Origin of the sequence: Roseofilum sp. Guam, from assembly GCF_017746735.1 — a bacterium.
In the GTDB taxonomy this organism is placed as follows: domain Bacteria; phylum Cyanobacteriota; class Cyanobacteriia; order Cyanobacteriales; family Desertifilaceae; genus Roseofilum; species Roseofilum reptotaenium.
Map to the genome: position 1 here is coordinate 62,541 of NZ_JAGHZN010000018.1, position 22,822 is coordinate 85,362.

Annotated in this window: 22 protein-coding genes and 1 pseudogene; 11 read left to right on the forward strand and 12 right to left on the reverse strand. The window is 44.0% G+C overall.

From position 1 onward, the window contains the following. Window positions 1–2: 2 nt before the first annotated feature. From J7529_RS08890 to J7529_RS08900, 4 genes are all read right to left on the reverse strand, one after another. A complete protein-coding gene (locus J7529_RS08890; RefSeq protein WP_413038852.1) occupies window positions 3–383 on the reverse strand; it encodes a DUF4058 family protein in 381 nt (126 codons plus the stop codon). Then, window positions 377–526: a DUF4058 family protein gene (locus tag J7529_RS24665; protein WP_413038850.1), complete on the reverse strand. Its 150-nt coding sequence runs from the start codon at window positions 524–526 to the stop codon at window positions 377–379. Before J7529_RS24665 ends, J7529_RS08890 begins: the two co-directional genes overlap by 7 nt. 25 nt (window positions 527–551) lie before the next feature. After that, on the reverse strand, window positions 552–884 hold the full coding sequence (locus J7529_RS08895) for a DUF760 domain-containing protein (protein WP_271940082.1): 333 nt from the start codon (window positions 882–884) through the stop codon (window positions 552–554). A 161-nt stretch (window positions 885–1,045) separates the two neighbouring features. Next, window positions 1,046–1,555: a pentapeptide repeat-containing protein gene (locus tag J7529_RS08900; RefSeq protein WP_271940083.1), complete on the reverse strand. Its 510-nt coding sequence runs from the start codon at window positions 1,553–1,555 to the stop codon at window positions 1,046–1,048. Between the two features lie 79 nt (window positions 1,556–1,634). On the opposite strand from J7529_RS08900, the gene J7529_RS08905 reads away from it, so the two are divergent. Together J7529_RS08905 and J7529_RS08910 are read left to right on the forward strand one after the other, a co-directional pair. After that, window positions 1,635–2,045 carry a YraN family protein gene (locus J7529_RS08905; protein ID WP_318728688.1) on the forward strand — a complete coding sequence of 137 codons (411 nt, stop codon included), beginning with the start codon at window positions 1,635–1,637 and terminating at the stop codon, window positions 2,043–2,045. A 50-nt stretch (window positions 2,046–2,095) separates the two neighbouring features. Beyond that, window positions 2,096–2,410 (forward strand): hypothetical protein, encoded by a 315-nt coding sequence (locus J7529_RS08910; protein WP_318728689.1) that lies wholly within the window; start codon window positions 2,096–2,098, stop codon window positions 2,408–2,410. A 99-nt stretch (window positions 2,411–2,509) separates the two neighbouring features. On the opposite strand, the gene J7529_RS08915 is transcribed toward J7529_RS08910, so the two are convergent. The 4 genes from J7529_RS08915 to sppA form a co-directional block, all read right to left on the reverse strand. Continuing rightward, the gene (locus tag J7529_RS08915) at window positions 2,510–3,607 is read right to left on the reverse strand and encodes an ATP-binding protein (protein ID WP_318728690.1); all 1,098 of its coding nucleotides are present in this window, start codon (window positions 3,605–3,607) and stop codon (window positions 2,510–2,512) included. Between the two features lie 2 nt (window positions 3,608–3,609). Beyond that, a complete protein-coding gene (locus tag J7529_RS08920) occupies window positions 3,610–9,402 on the reverse strand; it encodes a PAS domain S-box protein (protein WP_318728691.1) in 5,793 nt (1,930 codons plus the stop codon). A 155-nt stretch (window positions 9,403–9,557) separates the two neighbouring features. Further along, window positions 9,558–9,947, reverse strand: coding sequence for a chorismate mutase (gene aroH / locus J7529_RS08925; RefSeq protein ID WP_318728692.1), 390 nt, complete (start codon window positions 9,945–9,947; stop codon window positions 9,558–9,560). 66 nt (window positions 9,948–10,013) lie between these two features. Further along, a complete protein-coding gene (sppA, locus tag J7529_RS08930; RefSeq protein WP_318728693.1) occupies window positions 10,014–10,835 on the reverse strand; it encodes a signal peptide peptidase SppA in 822 nt (273 codons plus the stop codon). Window positions 10,836–11,006: 171 nt separating this feature from the next. Here sppA and J7529_RS08935 point away from each other — a divergent pair, with 171 nt between their 5' ends. From J7529_RS08935 to J7529_RS08945, 3 genes are all read left to right on the forward strand, one after another. Continuing rightward, entirely contained in the window at window positions 11,007–12,023 is a 1,017-nt protein-coding gene (locus J7529_RS08935) for a DMT family transporter (protein ID WP_318728694.1), read from the forward strand. Window positions 12,024–12,254: 231 nt separating this feature from the next. Then, window positions 12,255–13,841 carry a peptidoglycan-binding protein gene (locus J7529_RS08940; RefSeq protein WP_318728695.1) on the forward strand — a complete coding sequence of 529 codons (1,587 nt, stop codon included), beginning with the start codon at window positions 12,255–12,257 and terminating at the stop codon, window positions 13,839–13,841. A 175-nt stretch (window positions 13,842–14,016) separates the two neighbouring features. Continuing rightward, on the forward strand, window positions 14,017–14,283 hold the full coding sequence (locus tag J7529_RS08945) for a hypothetical protein (protein WP_318728696.1): 267 nt from the start codon (window positions 14,017–14,019) through the stop codon (window positions 14,281–14,283). Window positions 14,284–14,425: 142 nt separating this feature from the next. Here the strand turns inward: J7529_RS08945 and J7529_RS08950 are convergent, their stop codons facing one another. Together J7529_RS08950 and J7529_RS08955 are read right to left on the reverse strand one after the other, a co-directional pair. Further along, window positions 14,426–15,826, reverse strand: a complete 1,401-nt coding sequence (locus tag J7529_RS08950) for an AtzE family amidohydrolase (protein ID WP_413038853.1) — start codon at window positions 15,824–15,826, stop codon at window positions 14,426–14,428. Between the two features lie 2 nt (window positions 15,827–15,828). Continuing rightward, on the reverse strand, window positions 15,829–16,017 hold the full coding sequence (locus J7529_RS08955) for a DUF4089 domain-containing protein (protein ID WP_271940094.1): 189 nt from the start codon (window positions 16,015–16,017) through the stop codon (window positions 15,829–15,831). 45 nt (window positions 16,018–16,062) lie between these two features. Between J7529_RS08955 and J7529_RS08960 the strand changes: the two genes are divergently transcribed. The 3 genes and pseudogenes from J7529_RS08960 to J7529_RS08965 all read left to right on the forward strand — a co-directional run bounded on the left by J7529_RS08960 (window position 16,063) and on the right by J7529_RS08965 (window position 18,444). Next, complete coding sequence (locus J7529_RS08960) at window positions 16,063–17,751, forward strand: ShlB/FhaC/HecB family hemolysin secretion/activation protein (RefSeq protein ID WP_318728698.1); 1,689 nt, start codon at window positions 16,063–16,065, stop codon at window positions 17,749–17,751. A gap of 49 nt (window positions 17,752–17,800) precedes the next feature. Next, window positions 17,801–18,226 (forward strand): annotated as a pseudogene (locus J7529_RS24670) (putative toxin-antitoxin system toxin component, PIN family). Between the two features lie 2 nt (window positions 18,227–18,228). Beyond that, window positions 18,229–18,444 carry a toxin-antitoxin system HicB family antitoxin gene (locus tag J7529_RS08965; protein ID WP_271940096.1) on the forward strand — a complete coding sequence of 72 codons (216 nt, stop codon included), beginning with the start codon at window positions 18,229–18,231 and terminating at the stop codon, window positions 18,442–18,444. A 70-nt stretch (window positions 18,445–18,514) separates the two neighbouring features. Here the strand turns inward: J7529_RS08965 and J7529_RS08970 are convergent, their stop codons facing one another. Together J7529_RS08970 and J7529_RS08975 are read right to left on the reverse strand one after the other, a co-directional pair. Next, window positions 18,515–19,462 carry a succinate--CoA ligase subunit alpha gene (locus J7529_RS08970; protein ID WP_318728699.1) on the reverse strand — a complete coding sequence of 316 codons (948 nt, stop codon included), beginning with the start codon at window positions 19,460–19,462 and terminating at the stop codon, window positions 18,515–18,517. A 32-nt stretch (window positions 19,463–19,494) separates the two neighbouring features. Then, the gene (locus tag J7529_RS08975; RefSeq protein ID WP_318728700.1) at window positions 19,495–20,694 is read right to left on the reverse strand and encodes an ATP-grasp domain-containing protein; all 1,200 of its coding nucleotides are present in this window, start codon (window positions 20,692–20,694) and stop codon (window positions 19,495–19,497) included. A 161-nt stretch (window positions 20,695–20,855) separates the two neighbouring features. Here J7529_RS08975 and J7529_RS08980 point away from each other — a divergent pair, with 161 nt between their 5' ends. Genes J7529_RS08980 through J7529_RS08990 form a run of 3 tightly spaced genes read left to right on the forward strand, consistent with a single transcriptional unit; the run spans window position 20,856 to window position 22,397 of the window. Then, window positions 20,856–21,452, forward strand: a complete 597-nt coding sequence (locus J7529_RS08980) for a sigma-70 family RNA polymerase sigma factor (protein ID WP_318728701.1) — start codon at window positions 20,856–20,858, stop codon at window positions 21,450–21,452. Next, window positions 21,449–21,847 (forward strand): hypothetical protein, encoded by a 399-nt coding sequence (locus J7529_RS08985; RefSeq protein ID WP_318728702.1) that lies wholly within the window; start codon window positions 21,449–21,451, stop codon window positions 21,845–21,847. Before J7529_RS08980 ends, J7529_RS08985 begins: the two co-directional genes overlap by 4 nt. A 43-nt stretch (window positions 21,848–21,890) precedes the next feature. Then, entirely contained in the window at window positions 21,891–22,397 is a 507-nt protein-coding gene (locus J7529_RS08990; RefSeq protein ID WP_318728703.1) for a Spy/CpxP family protein refolding chaperone, read from the forward strand. Window positions 22,398–22,822: the final 425 nt, after the last annotated feature.

Sequence of the window (22,822 nt, forward strand, 5' to 3'; positions counted from 1 at the left end):
GACTAATCAGACTTGGGATCGGGTAGCGATCGCAGATTTTGCTCCCTCAACCAGCTATCCAGCCAAGCGCGATCGCCCTCCGATAAAGGGGGTAGAGGATCTTGGTTATAATCTACGACTAAATCATAACTGGCTGTATCGTAAATATTATCTAACAATACCTGTAAATCTACTAAGGGTTCCGTATCTCCAGACTTTAGGGGCAAGGGAAATGCAAGAATGCGATCGCGTAAATTAAATCCATACAAATCTGCTTGAGGGCGGCGATCGCCTCGACTAACCAAAATTCGATAATTAGTGGCACCTTGGCTGTGATAAACCAGCATCGGTTGTCCCTTGCGCAATAAATTAATCTCCACTACATGAGTAGAACTGCTTAAAATTTTATTGCGCTTACCCTCATATTGCTTTCGCCCTTTCTGAGACTGCCCCTTAGAGCCAGTTCAATAATGAGCCAGTGATGGACTCCTGGCCAAAGGTCTGAATGTTCCAGATAAGGGTTCATCCCTGAAAAAGGGGAAGGCATAAACGCTCCTCATCACTGAGTTGGATTACTCTTCGTCGCTCAAGTTTGCCAGATGCTCTTCCAATCCCATGCGAGTTTCCGCTTTATGCAGAAAATAGCCCGTCATCATTGCTGAAGCCAACAAACGGCCTAACTGTTCCCGACTGGTGGTGATAGTCACTCCGAAATGGTCTGGAGGCAAATGTCCCAGCAATCCCACAATGTTGTGTTCCATGACGCTGAGGGCTTCTTTAGAGGGTTGTGAGAGATGATTAACAGCTTCAGGGTCTAGGGAATGCAGATATTGACCTAGGACGTTGTTGTCATTAGCCAATTGCTCGAAGAGATCGGAATGTTGGGAGGGTATGTTAGGATTCATAGTTTTTGACTCAATGAGAGAGTGACTTCTGTTGACTGTTTTTACTGTAAACGAGGACTCAAAAAAGCCATTGGAGGTGAACCGAACTTAGGAAGCAGGGATTTTGCGAAACCGAGGAAAGTCTGAGCCTGCCCTACTCGGGCAGGCGAGAATAGGTGAAGTTAATCACAGTAAAGGGTATCGCGGGTGTTTTCTCCGGTGATGGGGTTGGTTCCTTTGGCGATCGCACATAAATATTCCTGAGCATCATCTCGGAGAATCACATCAGTAAAATCTGCTCCCTCGATATTAGCATCTCTAAAGCTGGCCAGTTGGGCAAAAGCCCCTTCAAAGAGAACATCTTTTAAGTTCGCCTTTCTAAAATTGGCTTCTCCAATAGTGGAATATCTCAGATCGGCTCCTTCTAAATTCGCTCTAATTAATTTGGCTCCAAATAAACTCGCGCCTCGCAAGTCTGCTCCCACAAAGCTGCTTTCAGTCAGATCTGCTTGATCGAATTGAGCTTCTATGAGATCTTTACCCGAAAAATCAGCACCTTTCAGGTCTACTTTTTCATAGTTTTGGGCAAACGCTGGGGATAGGTTACCGATGCTTCCAGTCAGGCTCAGGCTCAGGATTAGGCATACACTCAATAACCCAATCAGATAAGTAGGAATTTTTTTGACGGTCATGGGAATGGTCGGTTTAGGTGTTCAACAGCGATATCATCATCCTATGGGAAGGTGGAGGCTGAAAAGAGGGTGGACTGATATGAGGCTCAATCCGGGAATGCAAGGAGAAGAGACCGTTGCTCAATGGTTGCAACAGCAAGGTGCAAAGATTTTGCATCGTCGGTGGCATTGTCGTTGGGGAGAGTTAGATTTGATTGTCCAATGGCAGGAAGAGTTGGTTTTTGTGGAGGTGAAAACCCGCAGTGCTGGCAATTGGGATCAGAATGGGTTAGGTGCAATTTCTTCTAGGAAACAGGAGAAATTGCGCTGTGCTGCGGAACTCTTTCTAGCTGAGTCACCTGAGTTTGGTGAATGGGGATGTCGTTTTGATGTGGCGTTGGTCTATTATCAGCGAGTGGGTACATGTTCAGATGTTCGGGCGATCGCCCCACCACTCACCTATAACCATCAGCAGTTTATGATTATAGACTATCTCCAAGGTGCATTTTAAAACTGACAGTTGTGTGATTTAACTCATTTCAAAGTTAGGTTACAGCTTCTATGATCAAAGTAACACCATCTAAATTAGCCAATCACGAAAGTTATCCTATGTTGAAGTTCGCGATCTTATTCCTGGGAGCCTTTACCCTAATTCTCTGTACATCCCTAATCTCAAATCCTGTCCAAGCACAACCCCCTAGTGAGCATACCATTGTCTATAGCTGGGGATACGATCGCGTAGGAAGCCATCAAAAGGTTTGCAAGCAGTTAGAGTCTGTCATTCAACCTAATCCTCGCTATACCGACAAACCCTCTTTACATACTTATAGCCGTGTAGTGAGCGATCAGTATTGCTCTCCAACAATCAATGATTAGATCCAGACTAATTATTTATACTTAAACTATCTATCAACTGATCTTTAACCCGGATTTTCAGCTCCTTGTCTGTCCTAGTGCCATCTATGACTGACCCGACTAGAAAACACAGGGGAAGGTAACGGTAAAAGCACTTCCCTTTCCTTGTTCACTCTCTACCATGATTTCACCTCCATGGAGATCAATTAAGCGTTTCACAATGGAAAGTCCTAAGCCAGTTCCGGGGATTTTCCCCACATTCGCGCCTCGTTCAAACCGTTGAAACAGTTTTTGTTGATAGTCTAGAGGTAACCCAATCCCTTGGTCTCGAACTGCAAGCCTAATCTCAGATTCAGTTTGGGTAATATCAAGCTTAACAGTTCCTCCATTTGGGGAATACTTGATGGCATTCGAGAGCAAATTCGAGAGAACATGGCGTAGAATCATAGCATCAAGATTAATAATCCGGTTTTCTCCATAAACGGTAAGCACTAAGTTATGTTTAGAAGAGGCAATCACTTTGATTTCTTCAATAATCTCTTCACAAAATTCGACTACATTAATCGGTTCCGGATTAAACTCTAACTTGCCAAATTCAGTCCGACTTAACGTGAGAATATCTTCCAATAATTGATGCATATGCTGTGCTGCGGTTTGAATACGCTTTAAGTGCTTCTCTTTTTTCTCTTCCGTTAGTTTATTGCCATAACGTTGTAACATTCCTGCCGACATTTGAATCGCGGTTAAAGGCGTTTTCAAGTCATGGGACGCGATCGAGATATATTCTGTTTTTTCTTGACTTTTAGATTTTGCCTGAGCTAACGAAGATTCTATATTTAAGCTTTCCTGATATTTTTTTAACGTCATTTTAATCGTGGCATGAACTTCCCTTTCCTTAAAAGGTTTGAGTAAATAGCCATAAGAGCCGGTTTCTTCAGCACGGGACAAGGTCTCATCATCAGCATAAGCCGTTACATAGATAACTGGAATATTATATTGTTTTCTAATTTCTTCTGTAGTTTCAATACCATCCATATCCCCTTTAATCACAATATCCATTAGAATTATATCAGGAATAATCTCTCTAATTTTATTGAGAGCTGCTTTTCCAGAAGAGACAATCCCCACTACTTCATAGCCTAATTTTTGTAATTTACGGGCTAATCCTTTGGCAATCAGTAATTCATCCTCAACAATTAAAATTTTGACAGGAGACATAATTATACCCTCTGACGATACTTTAACTCTGAAAATCGTAATTCAAATGTTGTGCCATGGTCTCTGAATAATGTGATTTCACCTTCTAACTGTTCCGTTAGGGTACAAACCAACTCCATGCCCAAAGAATCAACCTTGCGAAAATCCAAGTCTTCTGGAAAACCAATTCCATTATCCGCTACTTTGACGACAATTTGATTGTTATCTTTTTGATACATAATTACCTCCACTTTTCCTATTTTTTCTTCAGGAAAAGCATGTTTTAAAGTATTGGACAATAACTCATTTACAATTAAGCCACAGGGATGAGCTGTTTCTATATTTAATAGAACGGGTTCGATATCCAAATAAAATTTAACCTTATTGTCTTCTACATTATAGGATTCAAACAAATTGGGGACTAAATCTTGCAAATATTCACCAAAGTTAATCGTATCTAGGGTCATCGACCGATAGAGCTTTTCATGAATCAGAGCCATGGAATAAATACGATTTCGACTATCTTCCAAAACTTTAATTAAAGTCGGATCGCTAACATAATCTGCTTGAAATTCCAATAAATTAGAAACGACTAATAAATTATTTTTAACTCGATGATGAATTTCTTTTAAGAGAATTTCTTTTTCTTGCAAAGAAGTCACCAATCGACTTTCAGCTTGTTTGCGATCGCTAATATCTCGATACATCCATAGATGTCCGCGATCAATAGAGTCAATCAATATAGGAACATAATTTTGTTCTAAGATCCGACCATCAGCCAATTTGATTTCCTGGTTGGTCACTATTTTATTATGGGCGACAATATCTTGATGGTGTTGACTAATTTCTTCTGGGCGATCAAATAAATGTGAAAATTCCTCTCCAATATTTCCCCATTCTTGCCCAATTAATTGTTCAGAACAATTTGTGGTTTTGAATAGATGACAAAACGCTTGGTTAATTAACGCGACTTTATGATGTTCATCCTTAACTAAAACACCCAGTTGAAGATTGGAAATTAAACTGGTTAATCGAGAGGTTGTTTCTTGTAATTTTTGTTCAATTCGCTTGCGATCGGTAATGTCAATCCAATAGCCAATAATTTCCAGAGGATCACCTTCTTCATCACGGACTAAATTGAGTTTGTCGTAGATCCAAATATATCTGCCATCTTTATGTAAAAAACGGTATTCATGGCTATAAAAACCCTGGTCAAATAAACGCTTTAAGCCATGCTGACTGATTTTGACTTGATCTTCTGGATGCAGATGAGTCCACCAAAAGTTTTCCTCAAACATTTCCAGTAATTCATAGCCAATAACATCATAGGCATTGTCACTCACAAATGTAAGCTCTAAGCTATCATTTGCCCGCAAACTATATAAAATACCAGGACTAGAAGAGAGTAAATATTGAATTCTTTCTTGGCTCATTAACAAAGCTGTTTCAGCAACAATTCGTTCTTTAAGCTCTCTTTGCAGTTGCTGATAAAATTCTGATTGTTGGATAGCGATCGCTAATTGGGAAGCAATCTGTTTCAATAACTCAATTTCTTCCTCTTTCCAGTCTCTGACTCGATCGCATTGATGGACAATCAACAATCCCCAAAGTAAGTTATTTTGAATAATGGGAACTACGATTTTACTTTTGACTTGAAATTTTTGTAAAAACTCAACTAAGCAAGGACGAAGATCGGTTTGAGTAACGTCGGATATGGCATAAGTTTTGCCAGCAAGATATTGATCGTAGCATTCTCTAGGGAAGGTCTCTTCTGGAAATTTTTTATCCAAGGTTCCAGTCCAAGCTTGATTAACAGCTTCCGCAATTACTTGTCCTGTATAATTGGGTAAAACTCGATAAACTAATACGCGATCGGAGAGTAAAAGCTGTTTGACTTCTTGGACTGTGGTTCTCAAAATTTCTTGCAGATCTAAAGATTCTCGAATTCGTTGAGTAATCATGCCAAACAGCTCTTCACGTTTAACTTTAGCCAGTAAACGTTCTTCAGCAACTTTGATCTCAGTGATATTATTTTGAATGCCTAGATAGTGAGTTAAAATACCCTGATCATCATGAATTGGAGAAATGGTGATTCGATTCCAAAATAATGTTCCATCTTTGCGATAGTTTCGCAAGACAACCGTACAGCTTTCTTCATTTTTTAAAGCTTTACGAATTGTTTCAAGTCCCTCTTGCTCACGATCCGTCCCTTGTAGAATGCGACAATTCTTACCGATTATATCTTGTGCACAATATCCGGTGACTCGCTCAAAAGCAGGATTAACTGAAATCACGGGAAAATCGGGCTGTTGAGCATCGATAATAACGATACCATTACTGCTAGCAGCGATCGCTCGTTCACTCAAGCGTAACTGCTCTTCAACTTGCTTGCGTTCCGTAATATCAGAAGCAGCGCCTAAAAGCTGTATCGGTTTTCCTTGAGAATTTCGAGTAAAAATTGTATCTCGACTTACGAACCAATGCGATTCTCCATTGCGATCGAGCATTCGGTATTCGAGTTCCCAAATGTCTGTATTATTTGCATTCATCAATTCTTGATACCATTGGGCTAGTTTAGGTCGATCTTCTGGATGCAGGAAGTCCTCACAGACAATATTGCCCATTTCCTGAACCTCATGGGGAGTATAACCTAAGACTAGAGCAATATTTTTGTTACTATAAACAGTCTTGTACTGTTCTAAGTCATAAATATAGAGAATATTCGGACTGGCATCAGCAATACGTTGAATAAATCGCTCGTTCTCTTGCAGAGCTAATTCGGCTTTTTTACGGTGAGTAATATCTAAGACTGCGCAAGTAATTCCAATAACCTGGTTCTCTAAATTTGATAAGGGGTCAACGGTTATATCGTAGCACTTCAAATTCCCACGATCGGTGAGCATGACCTCTTCTCGCACACTGCTCTGAGAATCTAAGGCTTGTTGTTTGATTCGTTCTAATTTTTGGGCATCTTCTGGAGCAAATAGATCTCGATCGGACTTTCCAATTACTGCTTCTGCGGTATAACCGAGAGTGGGATTATAAATCCAGGTATATCGCAGATCTAAATCTTGGTTAAAAACGGTAATGGGGGCATTTTTTAGGGCAATCCTAAACCGTTCTTCGGCATAACGGAGGGCTTCATTGGCGGTTTCTAAATCAGCCGTCCGTTGAGCCACTTGATCTTCTAGGGTTTGATTGAGATATTTCAGAGCTTCTTCGGCTTGCTTGCGATCGCTAATATCAGTAATACTGCCCACATACCCTACAATCTTCCCTTCCTCATCTACATCAGCAACCGCCTGACCCATGACCCAAACCACGGTCCCATCTCGATGTTTAAACCGATACTCAGAAGAAAAGGGACGATACTCCTCAACCGCTTTATTCCACTCCTGAAACACCCGTTCTAAATCTTCGGGATGGAGCGTTTGCGACCAACCTTCCATCATTGCTTCTTGCGCTGATAGACCCGTCATATCACACCAACACTGATTGACGTATAAACACAGACCTTGCTTATCCGTCTGAAAGATACCCACAGGAGATGCAGTGGCTAACGTTACATAGCGTTTTTGACTCTCTTTTAAGGCTATTTCTATTTCTCGCCGCTCTGTGATATCTCGACCAACGGCGTAAAAATAGGATTCGTCGCTCGGCATAGCCGTCCAAGCAATCCATCGATAGGAACCATCCTGACAGCGATACCGATGTTCAAAATTAACGGTGGGAACTCTAGAGGCAAGTTGTTGCAGTTGAGCTTGGGTGGCGGCTAAATCATCGGGATGGATGAAGTCAAATAAGCTTCTCGATTGCAGTTGATGTGGGCTATATCCTAAGAGTCCCTGAAAACGGGGGTTGATCCGTTTAAAAGAACCGTCAAAAGTAATAATACAAAACAGATCGAGGGAAAGGTTAAAAAATTGGTTTAATTCTTCAGTGAGTCGATGTTGCTCCAGGAAAGAAGCCAATAAATGGGCAATCGCCTCCAAAAATTGCACTTCATCAGGATTAAAATGACAATGCTCCCTGCTATGGACTCCCAGCACTCCAAAGGGTTGTTCTACACCGGGAATGATAGTTGTTATGCTACTGATAACTCTACCTTGATTGTGTAACACCGATCCTCGAAAGCGAGTTTCTATTTGTAGGTCGTCCACAACGACAGATTGACCACACCATAAGGTATACCCCGGTTGTGTATTTTTCGTGGCACTGAGTGTCAGTTGTTCAATGGAATGCTGAAGATTCTGATAATGAACAGAGGTAAATCCATGGGCAGCTTGAATTTGAAATGCTGCTTGATTGGGTAATAATTCCAGAATTTCTACGTAATCAACACTTAGGGTTTTGGCAATCTGCTGTACGATTTCGTTCATCAGAATCTGTAGGTCTGTAGTAGCGATCGCATACTGGCTTAAATAGGTTAAGGTTTGTTGTTGGCGATCGCGAAATCGCAGTTGTATTTGAGCTTCCTGTCGTCGGCTTAAATCTATTCCAGTGATGATCGCATGGGTAACGATCCCTCGGTTGCTAAAACTCTGGTTCGACCACTCAATACGGCGTTTTTTGCTACCTTGAGTTACCCAGTGGCATTGATAAGCCCCAGTAGATTCCCCCTGAAGTGCTTGCCCAATCACGTGTTTAATCTGAGGTTGTTCGGCTAAAGGAATCAGAAATTCCCAAAATCGCTGACCTTGAGCCTGTTTTTCCAGAACACCACTTAAATGTTGGCAGGCCTTATTAAAGTAAATAATTTTACCATTTTTATCAACTACCACCACTAATGCATCAACCGCATTGAGAATGGCGTGGGTAAAGTGCTTCTCTTGTTCCAAGGTATAGTGCATCCATTGATGTTCCCTCAGTTGGGTGGGTAAATCTTGGAACGGTAAGCTTTGTTTAAGGCGGATCGCCAATTGATCCGCTTGCTGTTTAAGAAAGGCTTCATCGTTTCTAGACCAATGCCGAGGGGCGATCGCCTGTTGCGCAGTTAGCAATCCCCAGAGATGATTCTCTTGGAGAATGGGAACCACCAAATTCGCTTTGACCTGAAGTTGCTGTAAGAATTCCACATGACAAGGGGTTAAGCCTCCTGATTCAATATCGTGGGTCACTTGAGTTCGACCATTGCTATAGGCTTTAAACAGATCTTCGCCAAAATGAGAATCGATAATCTTTATACCTAATAAAGATTTACATAAGGGATATACAGATTCTGCAATTACCGTACCACCGCCATCCGGTTCAAAACGATAAATCAAGACTCGATCGCACTTTAATCCCTGATGAATTTCTTTGACTGTGCGATCCAGAAGGGTCTGAAAATCAATATTGTGGCGATCGTCAGATGTTTTGTGTGTTGCTTGAAGTTGTGCCAAGCCATAGTAAACAGAGATCGCATCTAAATCTTGTAGGCTTTTTTGCAGATCGTGGGCACAGACTACGCCCATGATATTCTGTTGGAGATTGAGTATGGGTAAATACTCGATCTGCTGCTCAACCATCAGTTTCGTGACAGCCAACAGATCTAAATCCGGTTGCCACGTTAAACTACAACCCTGGGGAGTCATGACTCGCTCAACACTCACCGATCTCCATTGTTGCCAATGGGTGCGAATCTGATGATAATCCGATACCGTTATCACCCCTAATACTTGTTGGTTTTGGCTGACCACAAGATAAGGATAGGGCGATTCACGATTCCAAAACGCGATCGCTTCCTCTACACTGAGATCCGGGGAAACCACAACAGGGTGACGATCCAGTACACTTTCTAAACTTGGTAATTGAAAAGATACAGAAGCAAAGGACATAATTCAGAGGCCAGAACAGTTCTAGGGGAAAGCCTTACCGAGAGCAGGAGAGAGTTGACGACAATCTCGGCAGTCTTCATAACTCCTGCTCGACTATGTAACCTAATTCCATGATAGCCTCGAAGACTGGTTCTGATTTCCAGCCTTCTGATTTTTTAGCTTAATCCCTCTTGCAGATCTGGGTTTAAGTCGGGTCGTAGTTTTCTCGCCCCTCTTAAGTAGGGATGGCTCACATGATGTTCCACAGGCAAATAAGCATGAATTAGAAATCGGATACAGTGGGATAAGGCTCCTTCCACATGCATTTGTTGCACATCCAATAATGGCACATGATCCCATCCTTTTCTTTGACGGGCGATCGCTGCTGGAAACACTGCATCGAGATCGCGGGTGACTGAAAACGTGACACTTATCAGTTGGTCAGGACAAAGCGGGTTTTTTCGGTCTAGCTCATCGAGTAACTCGGTGACCGCTTTCTTGATTGCCTCAACGGTATTTTCTTCTACTGTCGTTGCTCCACGAATTGCCCGGACTTGCCAACCCACGTTCCTCTTCTCCATGCTTGTAATGATTGCTGGTCTGGTTTGGATACAGAAAAAATTACTCCCTATTCAAGGTCGATATAACCATAAGGGCAAGCCATTGGTTGATGCCTCAAACTCCAACCAGTCCATCGCAGCCGGCAATCCTGATTTTACCTGATTATCGCCACTAATAATGCGACTCCATAAAGGTTTGGGTTCTTCAATGGTTTTACACTCGGTTTTTTGGGGGTCAAGACCAACCAATTCGGCTAACCAGAGGCGAGCATCTTCTTCGGTTCCCAGTCGGTCAACCACGCCTAACTCTAAGGCCTGTTGACCGGTGAAAATTCGACCATCGGCAAAACTTTTAACCCGATCCACCTCTAAGTTCCGAGATTGGGCAACCGTTTCCACAAACTGCTGATAACTGGTATCAATCATCTGTTGGAGAATATCTTGCTCCTCCTGGGTTAATTCTCGGTCAAAGGCCAAGATATCTTTGTAAGGGCCAGATTTGACCACCTTAAACGAGACCCCAATTTTCTCTAGCAGGCGCTCTAAGTTATTACCACGCAAGATCACACCAATACTGCCGGTGATCGTTCCAGGGTTAGAGACGATATGCTCGGCTCCCATGCCGATATACACGCCACCCGATGCAGAAATATTACCAAAACTGGCCACGATTTTGAGCTTCTTGCGCAGTCGCATTAAGGCAGCGTAAATTTCCTGGGAATCTCCCACAGTTCCCCCAGGAGAATCAATCCGCAGTAGCAGAGCCGGGTATTTTTTCTCTTCGACCGTTTTGAGTGCTTCTAAAACCCGTTTGCGAGTTGCAGAGGCGATCGCCCCATTAATTTCAATCCGAGCTATTTGCTTTCGTGCTTTTGACTTAAAAAACCAAATCATAATTAACCTAGATGTTTACAGAGAACCGAACCAGCCTCCTTAACCCATTATTGCTTAACCCGTTCTCAACCCCTTGACCGATCGCTTCACAAATCTACATAGACTACAATCAATGTATCTTAACCATTCGCCAACTCAGAATCTTGGCTTGCTGCCCTCAACTGTAGAAATATGCAACTGAAACCCTTCAACAGTCAATCCTCTTGGCTCTTCTCCCTGATCTTAATTGCGCCGTTCTTCTTCTGGGGAACCGCTATGGTCGCGATGAAAGGTTCTCTTCCTCACACTACCCCCTTCTTTGTAGCTACCCTGCGTCTGGTTCCTGCTGGACTTTTAATCCTGATCGCCGGTTGGCTAACTCAACGCTCCCAACCCCAAGGATGGAAAGCTTGGTTATGGATTAGTCTCTTTGCCCTTGTGGATGGAACCCTCTTCCAAGGCTTTCTTGCCCAAGGATTAGTCCGAACCAATGCGGGACTCGGATCGGTGATGATTGACTCCCAACCCCTAGCCGTAGCACTACTGGCTGCTGGGTTATTCGGCGAAACGATTGGTCTGTGGGGGGCATTCGGCTTAATCTTAGGCATAAGTGGCATTAGTCTGATTGGATTACCCGATGAATGGATTTTAGGTGGATTTCCGGTACAAGAGATGCCCAACTTGACCCAAATTTTCCAGAATGGACAAGGATTAATGCTCTTTGCTGCCCTCTCCATGGCAGTGGGAACCATTCTCATTCGTTATGTGAGCCGTCATGCCGATCCAGTTATGGCCACCGGTTGGCATATGATCCTAGGAGGACTTCCCCTGATGCTCGCCTCTGGACTTTGGGAAACTCACCAATGGGACGGACTATTGATCGATGATTGGATAGCGATCGCCTATTCAACGATTTTTGGCAGCGCTCTTGCCTATGGACTCTTCTTCTACTTTGCTTCCTCTGGAAACTTAACGAGCCTCAGCTCCCTCACCTTCCTCACCCCTATCTTTGCCCTCCTGTTTGGCAATCTGATCCTCGAAGAAATCCTCAGTCCCTTACAATGGCTAGGTGTAGGCTTAACCCTAATCAGCATCTACTTAGTTAATCAACGAGAAATCCTAGCGGCCAAATTTAACCTGAAATTTTTCCCCAACCCGGATTCCTCCCTCGCCCCACAGATAGTCGAAATTGATAAGCATAATCTCTAAACTGTAGAGTCGAACAGCCCTTCGACCTTATGGTAAAATCCGCTTAGAATCCTGCATACCCATACCTCAAATTGCTCAACCCCCTTCCGAGCATCTGCTGAAACGCCCATTCCCATGGCATAACCCCCCAAAACAGGGAGGACATATCCTTGCCAGATCAAGCAATCCAAGGTATCACAGACTCATAGATTCTGATCCATAAACTCGCTTCTCCGGCAGCGGCTTACCCTAATGTCCTATCGCCTCCCCTTATGTATTTTTAGTACCCTTGCCAGTCTAGGAATCATCACTTCTGCAACGGCGATCGCGCCAGCGATGGTTGCCGAGCGCAGTCGAGGTATGGGTCACATTATTGCTACTTCTGGCTTATCCAACCCTGAAAACAGACCTCTTCTGCTGGCTCAAGCCTCCGAAAATGCTTGCGCTCAGGGTCTAGAATTAGCCCAGAAAGCCAATCAAGACGGAAAAATTGCCACTACTGCTGGGCAATGGACTCAAATCTCCGAGCAATGGCAACAAGCCGCAGATTTCATGGCTCAAGTGCCCGCAGAAGATGACTGTTATGTTAAAGCTCAAGAGAGGATTAACCTTTATCGTAATAACAGTGAAATTGCTTTAGAAGAAGCCGAAAAAAGCCGTACTCCTAGACCCTTTCTCGTCCTGGGCGCTCAGGGAGAAGCGGTTACCCAACTTCAGCAAAAGCTTAAAGACTTAGGTCATTTTCAAGGTGAAGTGGATGGTATTTTTGCTCAAACGACCCAGGAAGCCGCGATCGCATTCCAAAACGCACAAGGATTAGATCCTGATGGTCAAGTCGGTCAAAATACTTGGGATAAGTTAGACTCTGCCCTCATTGCCCAGGCTTCTAGCAAAGCTGAAAGCGAAGAAAATGAATCAGAGAAAGATAATCAGGAGCAAAAACCCTCTAAGAGACAAGGGATCATCGGTTGGGTGATGATGGGGTTAGGAGGCTTAACCGTTTTAGGAGGAACAGTTTTTATCCTCCTTAAGCTGCTCAATCGACGAGTAGAAGAAGAGGAGTTTGAAGAGGAAGAAGACGAGGAAGAACTAGAATCAGTCGAGTCAGGAGCTGATTCTTCCGCCCCTGAACTGATGCCTTCTCTGGCTCAAGCCGCTCTAGAAAAACTGCGCAATGGGAAATCAGCTCATCACGATCCAGAAACCGAATCCCAAGGTTTATCTGAAGAGCAAACCGAGCAAATTTCTCCAGAAAAAAACACCCATCCAGAACTCGAAAAAGAACCCATTTCTTCTGAAGAAGAATCTTCAGAATCGGAGAAAACCGATCGGCTTTTGCCCGTTAATGAAACCACCCGTTTACCTAAACTTACAATTGTTGAAGATTTAATTAAAGATTTAGAAAGTGCCGATCCTCAAAAGCGCCGTCAAGCCATTTGGGAATTGGGACAACGGGGGAATTCTTTGGCAGTGCAACCCTTGCTTAATTTACTGTTCGATTCTGATTCAGGACAGCGGACTTTAATTTTATCTGCTCTATCGGAAATTGGCGTAAAAACCATTAAGCCCATGAATCGAGCTTTATCTTTATCGTTACAAGATGATAATCCGGATGTCAGAAAAAATGCGATTCGAGATTTTACTCGCATGTATGAATTAATCGCCACCGTCAGCCATATGATGTGCCATGCAGTTGACGATCCAGATGAAGAAGTTCAAGAAGTTGCTGAGTGGGCTGTATTACAATTAAGACGGATTAGTGCTGCATCTAACAGGGTGCAATTGAAAGAGAAAAAATCATCTAAGGAATCTGATGATTTTCCAGATGATGATGATTAGTGACATTCCAAATAAAAAGTCAGTAATTCGAGAGGGTTTAATAAAGAATAAATTTATGCAGTATGAGTTTTGGGAAGATTTTATCCTTGAAGCTTCAGACGGTGATGTGGGTCTGTGGGAAATAATTTCTGAAGTCCGTTTGATTTTCCCAAAAGCCAATGAATAGGAAAGAAAAGTGATAACACTGGAAATAGTTCGGGAATACCTAAACAGTGGATTTATAGAACTAGCAATGCTTGAGTACAATAATGACAATAAACTAGAATTCAAGATTTGCGATCTAGACATTGATAGTGCTATACATCGCATTGATTGTGAATGGAGCGAATTAGGAACAGAGCCGGGTATTGGCGATATAGCTTATCTAATCACAACAGACAAAGGAGACCAAGAAGCTGATAGAATCTCACAAAGAACCAAAGAACACTCAGAATCTGATTAACTTCAAATTCAGTAGTTTTGCAATACCTTAATTTGTCGGTTTAGATTAGACCTCTTGCATAATTGTGCAGAAAATAAATGGCAATGGAGTAATCCTGCATTCTTACCCCTATTCCCTATTCTCACCTTCTGCAAGAAGTCTATTATTGTCGAGTGAATTTATGACTAGAGGCATCGATCGCCCCTCGATCTTCTAGAACGGCTGCCACGCGCAAAATGAGTGCCTCATTATAGGGAGCTGCTACAATTTGCACTCCCACCGGGAGCTGATGGGGACGATGAACAGGAACGGATAAAACAGGTAAGCCAATAAAAGAGAGGGGTTGAGTATAGCGACCTAAGTTAGGACGAAGTAACACGTCTTCTCCTTGTATATTGAGGGTAGTTTGACCGATGGGGGTGGCGACACAAGGGGTAGTGGGAGCCAGAATGACATCGACTTCCCGAAAAACTTCCCGAATCCGATCGCGATACCAGCGCCGAAATCGTTGTGCGTTTAAGTACCATTGCGCGGGAATCATAGCTCCAGCAAAAAAGCGATCGCGCGTCGCTGGATCGAAGTCCTGCGGGGAGGCTTTCAAATCGGATAAATGAACATTAGCCCCCTCACTGGCTGTAATCAGATAAGCCGCTTCCCTCGCTCTCGCTGCTTCGGAGAGCTTCACTGTCTGGGTTGCGCCTAATACTTGAGCTACCTTTTCTACTGCCTCGAAAACCTCTAGCTCTCCCCCTTGAGTAAAATAATCATCGGCGATCGCGATCCGTAAAGACTCGATCGGTTGATGCAGTTGCGGCAGGCAGGGTTCGGGGGGCAAGGTACAACAGACCGGATCGAGAGGATCTTCCCCTTGCAAAATATCAAACAACGTCGCCATATCTCGCACGGAGCGACCAAAAGGGCCAATATGATCCAGGCTACTGGAAAACAACATCACTCCCGCACGGGACAAACGACCATAGGTCGGTTTCAAGCCATAAACGCCACACAACGCCGCTGGAATTCGGATTGAACCATTGGTATCTGAACCTAAACTAAAGGGCACTAAACCCCCAGCAACTGCCGCTGCCGAACCTCCAGATGATCCTCCCGCTATGCGGCTTAGATCGTGGGGGTTATGGGTGGGGCCATAATGGGCATTTTCCGTCACAAACCCATAGGCATATTCATCCATATTCAAGGCTCCAACCACAATGGCTCCCGCTCGTTTTAAACGGGCGATCGCCGTGGCATCTTGCCTCGCTCGAGCATGGGAGCGATGGATCTTGGAACCCGCTACCGTGGTTACCCCAGCAATATCAAATAAATTCTTCACCGCAAACGGAACCCCAGCCAGCGCCCCCGGGCGATCGCCCCTTTCGAGTCCTCGATCTAAGGCTTTGGCCTTGGACAAGGCTTCTTCTGCTAAGAGCGTGGTAAAACAATTTAGGGAGGGATTATGGCGATCGATGCGGCTTAACGTCGCCTCCATAACCTCTTGGGCACGATATTGTTGGTTGCGTACCCCACGAGCGATCGCAACCGCATCCAGATAATCAAGATCCAAGGTCATGGCTTAAAAATGGGAGCAACTTCAAGATCTTCAGGCAAAGGAAATTGGTTCAGAGATTGGGCGATCGCCATCAATCGAGTTATATTGTCGATCGTGCCTGGCTGATTTGCCCACTCTGGTGGTAAATCGAGCATGGATGCCATTTGTACCACAAAGGTTTCTGGATCGGGGTCTTGAGTATTCATAGGATCGGTTCACCAAAGCCTCCCATACTTGTTGCAATTTAGCATATGGAACGAACTCGACTCTCCTATTTTCCTCATTCTGGTATGGTTTGGCGACCGTTTTATCTATGGATCTGGGCACTGATAGCTGGGGGTTTATTATCTGTCGCTATAGATGATGAGGCGATCGCTCGACCCCCTGTTTCTTCTCCTCCTGCACGTCCTACTCCAGAGGAATTATTACCTCCTTCTAATCCTGAACCAGAACTTCCCAAGCTGCCTACTCAGATTATAGTCAAGCAATTCCAGGTGATTGGCAGTACCGTGTTTAGCGCTGAAGAATTAGCCGCTATCACTGCTCCTTTTACCCACCGTCCCCTTTCCCTAGCAGAATTATTTGAAGTTCGCGCACAGATTACTCAAGCCTATCGCGATCGCGGTTATATCAATTCTGGGGCATTTATTCCGCCCCAAGAATTTCTAGGGGATGTAGTGATCATTGAAGTCTTGGAAGGGGAAGTTGAGACCATTGAGGTGATAGGAAATCGACTTTTACGCACCGCATATATTCAAGATCGCCTTCGTTTGGCAACCCAAAAGCCTCTGAATGTGAATCGCTTATTAGAGGGATTGCAACGGCTTCAACTAAATCCCTTGATTGAGAGTCTATCGAGTGAGTTATCTGCCAGCACTCAACCGGGGTTCAGTCGGCTTAGAGTTCAGATTACAGAGGCTGATTCTTTGCAAGGGCGTATTATTGCTGATAATGCAGGTTTGCCCAGTGTGGGCAGTTTTCGCCGAGGATTTGGATTGACTGAGGGTAATCTCCTCGGATGGGGCGATCGCGTCAGTTTTGATTATTACCAGACAGATGGGAGTCACAGTGTTGATGTCAGCTATGCTTTTCCAGTGAATTCGCGCAATGGAACCCTAGAGTTTTCCTATGGCAGGACAAGCAGCGAGATTATTGAAAATCCCTTCAATGCCTTGGATTTAGAAACGGAATCTCAGTATTATGAACTCAGCTTCCGGCAACCCATTGTACAAACTGTTGCCCAAGAGGTGGCGATCGGAATGACCCTATCGCGTCAAGAAAGTGAAACCTTTTTAGGCGATCGAGAATTTTCCCTTGCTTTAGGGGCTGGCGATCGAGGACGCACACGAGTAACCGCTTTACGCTTCTTCCAAGAATGGACAAAACGCAAGCCCACAGAAATCTTATTTTTACGCTCTCAATTGAGTTTCGGAGTCGATCTTTTTGGAGTGACTCAAAACCGAGATCCAATTCCCGATAATCATTTTTTTGCCTGGAACTTACAAGGTCAATGGTCTAAGCTTTGGGGGGAAGAAAACCTGTTACTCTGGCGCAGTGAGCTGCAACTAGCGACTAACCCTTTACTCCCCCTAGAAGCCTTTCGTTTAGGAGGATTAGACAGTGTGCGCGGCTATCGTCAAGATGGAATATTAACTGATAGCGGCTGGTTTTCTGCTTTAGAATTACGCTTTCCTCTGGTTAAAATTCCCCAGTGGAAAGCCCAAGTCCAATTGACTCCTTTTTTTGATTATGGCATCGGTTGGAATTTCTCCGGTAGGGATACCCAACCGTTATCTTCCTTGGGAATTGGCTTACGTTGGGAACAAGAAAATTTAACGGTTGGAGTTCAATGGGGAATTGCTTTAATCGATAATCCCGTTAATCAGGGTACTTGGCAGGATAATGGCTTTTCGTTTTTTGTTTTATCTAAGCCATTTTAATCAAATTGTCCTAGCTTACACATAGGCATATATATGCTATTATGCTCATATGACTTCAAGAATCGTTGTAGATACGAGCGTTTTCATTAGTGCGTTAATTGGTCCGAGTGGCCCAAGCCGAGAAGTAATTCGACTTTGTTTGAGCCGTCACTATCAGCCGATATTGGGAAATGCTCTGTTTTCTGAGTATTAATCTGTTGTTTTTTGCTCCGATATTTTCGATCAATGTTCTCTAACTGAAGAAGAGATTTTAGAGTTATTTCAAGCTTTTTTAAAGGTTTCAGAATGGGTGAATATTTACTTTTTGTGGCGACCGAACTTGAGAGATGAAGCTGATAACCATTTAATTGAACTTGCTCTAGCAGGTGGTGCTTTATCGATTGTTACCAATAACCTGAAAGATTTCCAAAACGCTGAACTATTATTTCCAAAATTATCGATCTTAAAACCAGAAGTAATGATAAGGAATAGGTGAATATGGCAACTTTAATGATTCAATTACCAGACGATCAATGCGATCGCCTTCAAGATTTAGCGAAAGCCAAAGGAGTCAGTATAAATAAACTGATTGAAGAGCTTTCAGTGCTTGCTTTGACTGAGTTTGAGGCAGAACGTAGATTTAAAGCTATGGCAACTCAAGGTAACCCCAACAAGGGATTAAGACTATTGGAAAAACTGGATAATCTGAACTAATATCAAAGCCATTGTAGGAAGACCAAGAACGTTCAGATTAGTACTGTTGTTTTTTTGTTCATTTTTATCCTCACTTTTGGCTTCTTCGTCCTCTAGCAGATGAAGCGGGTTTGAATTTAGTTTTCAGCAACCTAGGAATATCAGCAAGTTTCTGGGCCACAGGAATTTTACCGACTTTAAAGGCTTCTAACTTGCGATCGCCTATTTCCGTATTCACCATCGAACCTCTTCCTGCTTTCGCCTCACCCACTAATAATCGGGACGCAATTAAGGCTGCATGGCGTTTTCGGCGAAGTTTGGGGGACTGTTGACCCGCTAAATAGGCTACTACCGGTTTATCAATGGCTTCACTAATATACTGGGCAGCTTGTTCTTCTCCGCCGAGTCCACCCATCTCACCCACAAGAACGATCGCATCGGTTTGGTCATCTTCTTCTAAAATTTGTAACCATTGGGCAAACGAAGACCCTAAAATAGTTTCTCGGCCTAAACCCACCCCTACGGATTGGCCGAATCCTGCCTTACTTAACTCTAAGGCTACCTGATAGGTCAGAGTATCCGCGCAACTAATTACACCAATGCGGCCGGGAGTATAACATTGAGTGGGATGGGTTCCCAGTAGTACTTGACCTGGGACAATGATGCCGGGACAATTGGGCCCCAAGACTAAGGTTTCCGTCACTTCCGCTTTACGCAGTAACTTCACCATATCCAGGGGAGGCATTCCAGAGGGAATTAAAATCAGATTGCGAATTCCAGCGGCGATCGCCTCTAGAGCAGCATCAAGCATTTCATAGGGCGAGACAAAAATCAACGATGTATCAATCCCCTCCACCTGAGTCACTGCCTCTTCCACCAAATCAAATGTGGGAATGCCTTCAATCTCTTGACCTCCATCTCCCGCACTCACCCCTGCCACCACATTCGTACCATACTCTTTCATTAACCGGGCATGGACTCCTCCTAAAGCCTCGGTAATTCCTTGGACTAATACTTTTTGAGTATGACTAAAGTTCATGGGTAATCAGGGCGCTTTTTTTGACAGAACACTTAAAGTTTACTGGGAGCCAAAGCTGCTTTAATCGCTGCTTCTAGGTCTTGTATCCACGTAATTTGAAATTGAGCTAATCGCTCTTCCATCTCTGGACTCAAGGGATCTCCCACCACTCTGAGAATAACTGGAATTGAGCGATTCACAGGTGATCGAGATCGGCGTTCTAATACCTTTAGGATCGTTTCAGCAATGCGATCGCTCGGCGTTAAACTACCGATCAAATTCATGAACAAGACCTCCTCATCCGTCCCATCGAGTACCCAATCCAAGGCAACTTCAATCCGCTCACAGAGTTGATCGGCTAACCATCCCCCTTGAAAGTCCCCAGCAATATCTAAGCACCGGCCTGGATTGCCCCGGTTACTATAGATTAAATCGAGGGTGGCCATCATCAAGCCTGTGCCATTGGATAAGACTCCAATTGTGCCCTCTAAATCCATCAGATGAAAGCCCAAATCTCGTATCCTATCTCCTTTCTGTGGGCGATCGCCATTAACCTCTAACTTCAACGGATTGGCCTTGAGCAATCCAGGGGCATGTTGGTGCAATAATTCCACCATATCCGGATGGCGGCTTAAGGCCTCATCATTCACCGTTACCTTACCATCTAGAGCCATCACACTGCCATCGGGACTTACGCCCAAAGGATTGATTTCTACCACATCCAGGTCTTTATCCACAAACAATCGATACATTTTTTCAATGATTTGACTAACCGATTGAATCAAGCGCCCCTGGAGTCCCATCTTCAACACCAAACGGCGAGCATAAAAGGGTGAAAAAGCCTGGTCTACCACCACCAATTGCATTTGTTCCATCACCGCATCGAGATCCACCCCGCCTTTCTTCGACCCTAACAGTACTGGTCGTCTAGCCTGAGTATCCAAAACAACTGCCAGATAGAACTCTTGGTCGGCATTGTACTTAGCCTCTGCGAGAATCACATCTGGATAATCTCCCATAATCGGCAGATTCGCGATCGCTTGGGCAGCCGCCACTGCATCAATGGTATTTTCGGCAAACTTTACCCCTCCAGCCTTACTGCGACCTCCAGCCCGCACTTGGGACTTCAAGACTACGGGATAGGGAATCTTCAATCCTTTCAACTCAGCCGGATGATTGATGCACTGAGACGGCAATATTGGAATGCCAATCTCCGCGAATAGTTCCTTAGCCTGATACTCTAGTAAATCCATATAAAATTAGGGGTTAGACAAGATGGGTGATTGGTTAATCTTTTATTTTATCCAGAATTTAAAAATCTAGAATTTTAAAATTATTCTTGACGACTTTGAACCTCCTGCTCCCCCCCCAAGTCTAAACATACAGAAATCACTAATGACGAGGAACGGGTTGCGTGGCTGCTAGATTAGCTCATCTTTGGGGCCCCGATCGCAGGAATGGTGATTCTGAATCATCCAATCATGATTCAGAATTAGTCCATCGATGTCTTCAGGGAGATTCCCAGAGCTATCGCCTATTATATCGCCGTTATCAAGCCCAGGTTCGCTCCACTTTGTATCAACTTTGTGGGCCATCTCACCTGGATGATCTGGTTCAGGATGTATTTTTACGAGCTTGGAAAGGACTACCCAAGTTTCGGAGAAGTGCTAAGTTTTCGACTTGGCTCTACCGAATTACTTGTAATGTAGCCTCGGATCAACGACGACAATTGGCGAAACAGAATCAATTTTCCTTGAATGTGGATCTTTTGTCTGTGTCTGAAAACACATCCGATTTAATGCAACTCCATTATCAAGATTTGGTGCATCGAGGTCTAGAACAATTGAGTTGGGAACAACGCACAGTTCTGGTTTTGCATGATTTGGAAGATGTACCGCAAAAGGAGATTGCTCAGGTGTTACAGATTCCTGTGGGGACAGTGAAATCGAGGTTATTTCATGGCCGAGCAGCCATGCGTAAGTTTTTGGAAGCACAGGGAGTGCAATTATGAAGCCACTTAATCCTCAATCTTCATCGGGTGAGCCAGAAAAAGACGATCGCCTGGTTGAGTTTCTGCATCACTATCGCCCTTGCCCTCCACCAGAGACAAGGGGACTGGAAGAGCAAATTCTGCAAGACATTCAGAGCCTTCATCCTGAAACACCGATAAGTCGCAAAAGGAGAAAGGTTTGGGTTGTAGGGGCGATCGCCGCTAGTCTGGTTTTGGGGATGGGTGGATATGCTCGCTGGTCTACTCAAATGGCAAGCCAACCCCTATCCGAAGAAGAAATCGCGTCATTAGATCAATTTTTGCAAGCCACTTGGCAGGAAACGGTCAGTCCGACTGGCCAAGATTTGTCTTGGGTTCAAGATGATCCATTGCTTCTCTGGGAATCTTCCCCGTAAACCCATTCTTTTATTCATCCAACCGAAGAGGTATCTCAAAATGATGTCTGTTAATGTTCGATCGCTCGCTCGGGTCTGTGCTGTTAGCTTCACCTTACTGGTTCTTGGTGGGGGAATGGCTGAAGCTCAATCTCGTCGGAACTGGGATAATCAAGGTACGATTATGGCTCAACAAGGAGGCTGGGGTCAGCGCGGAACAAATAGTGGATTGATGCAACAGTTGAATCTTTCTGAACAACAGCAACAGGACATTGAAGCTATTCGAGACCGCTATAAACCCCAATTGGAACAAGGTCGAGAGACCATGCAGCAAGCTCGCGAGCAGTTGCGCAATTTAATGACAGGAAATGCCGATGAGAGCCAAATTCGGAACCAATATCAGCAGGTGCAACAGTTGGCTCAACAAATGGGAAATCTTCGTTTTGAGAGCATGATGGAGATTCGTGCAGTGCTTGATGAGAGTCAACGGCAACAGTTTGCTGAGATGATGAATCAAAAACGCGATCGCTTTGGCCCAGGTCAAAGAAATCGTCGGGGTAATCAAGAATAACGAATCATTAGCAATTGGTTAACGCATCGTCGTAGTGGACTGTTTCATCTAAAATAACGTCAGTTTTGGATAAGCTGAAACGCTTATTATATCGTTGGCTGTAATCCGCATTCCTTCGTCAAATCAGGCGCAAAATCCCCTTAACCAAAACTGGCGTTAAAATAGGGCTTTGTTTGTAGTAAGCACTAAAGTGCTTAAAAGCCTAGCTGGAGAGGGCTAAAGCCCTCACTACAAACCAAATCTAATGCACCATTTTAGATGAAACAATCCAGTAGTGTCTTCTTTGGCATCAATCCCAGGTTGCCCAGGAATTGGTTCATAATGAAGTTGTGCTTAATAAGGCATAGACCAAGTAGTCCCATCCAGTAATCGAGGCGATCGTTACCTTATCGAAGGAATCAAGGACTTGTGAAAGCCTTTGCTGT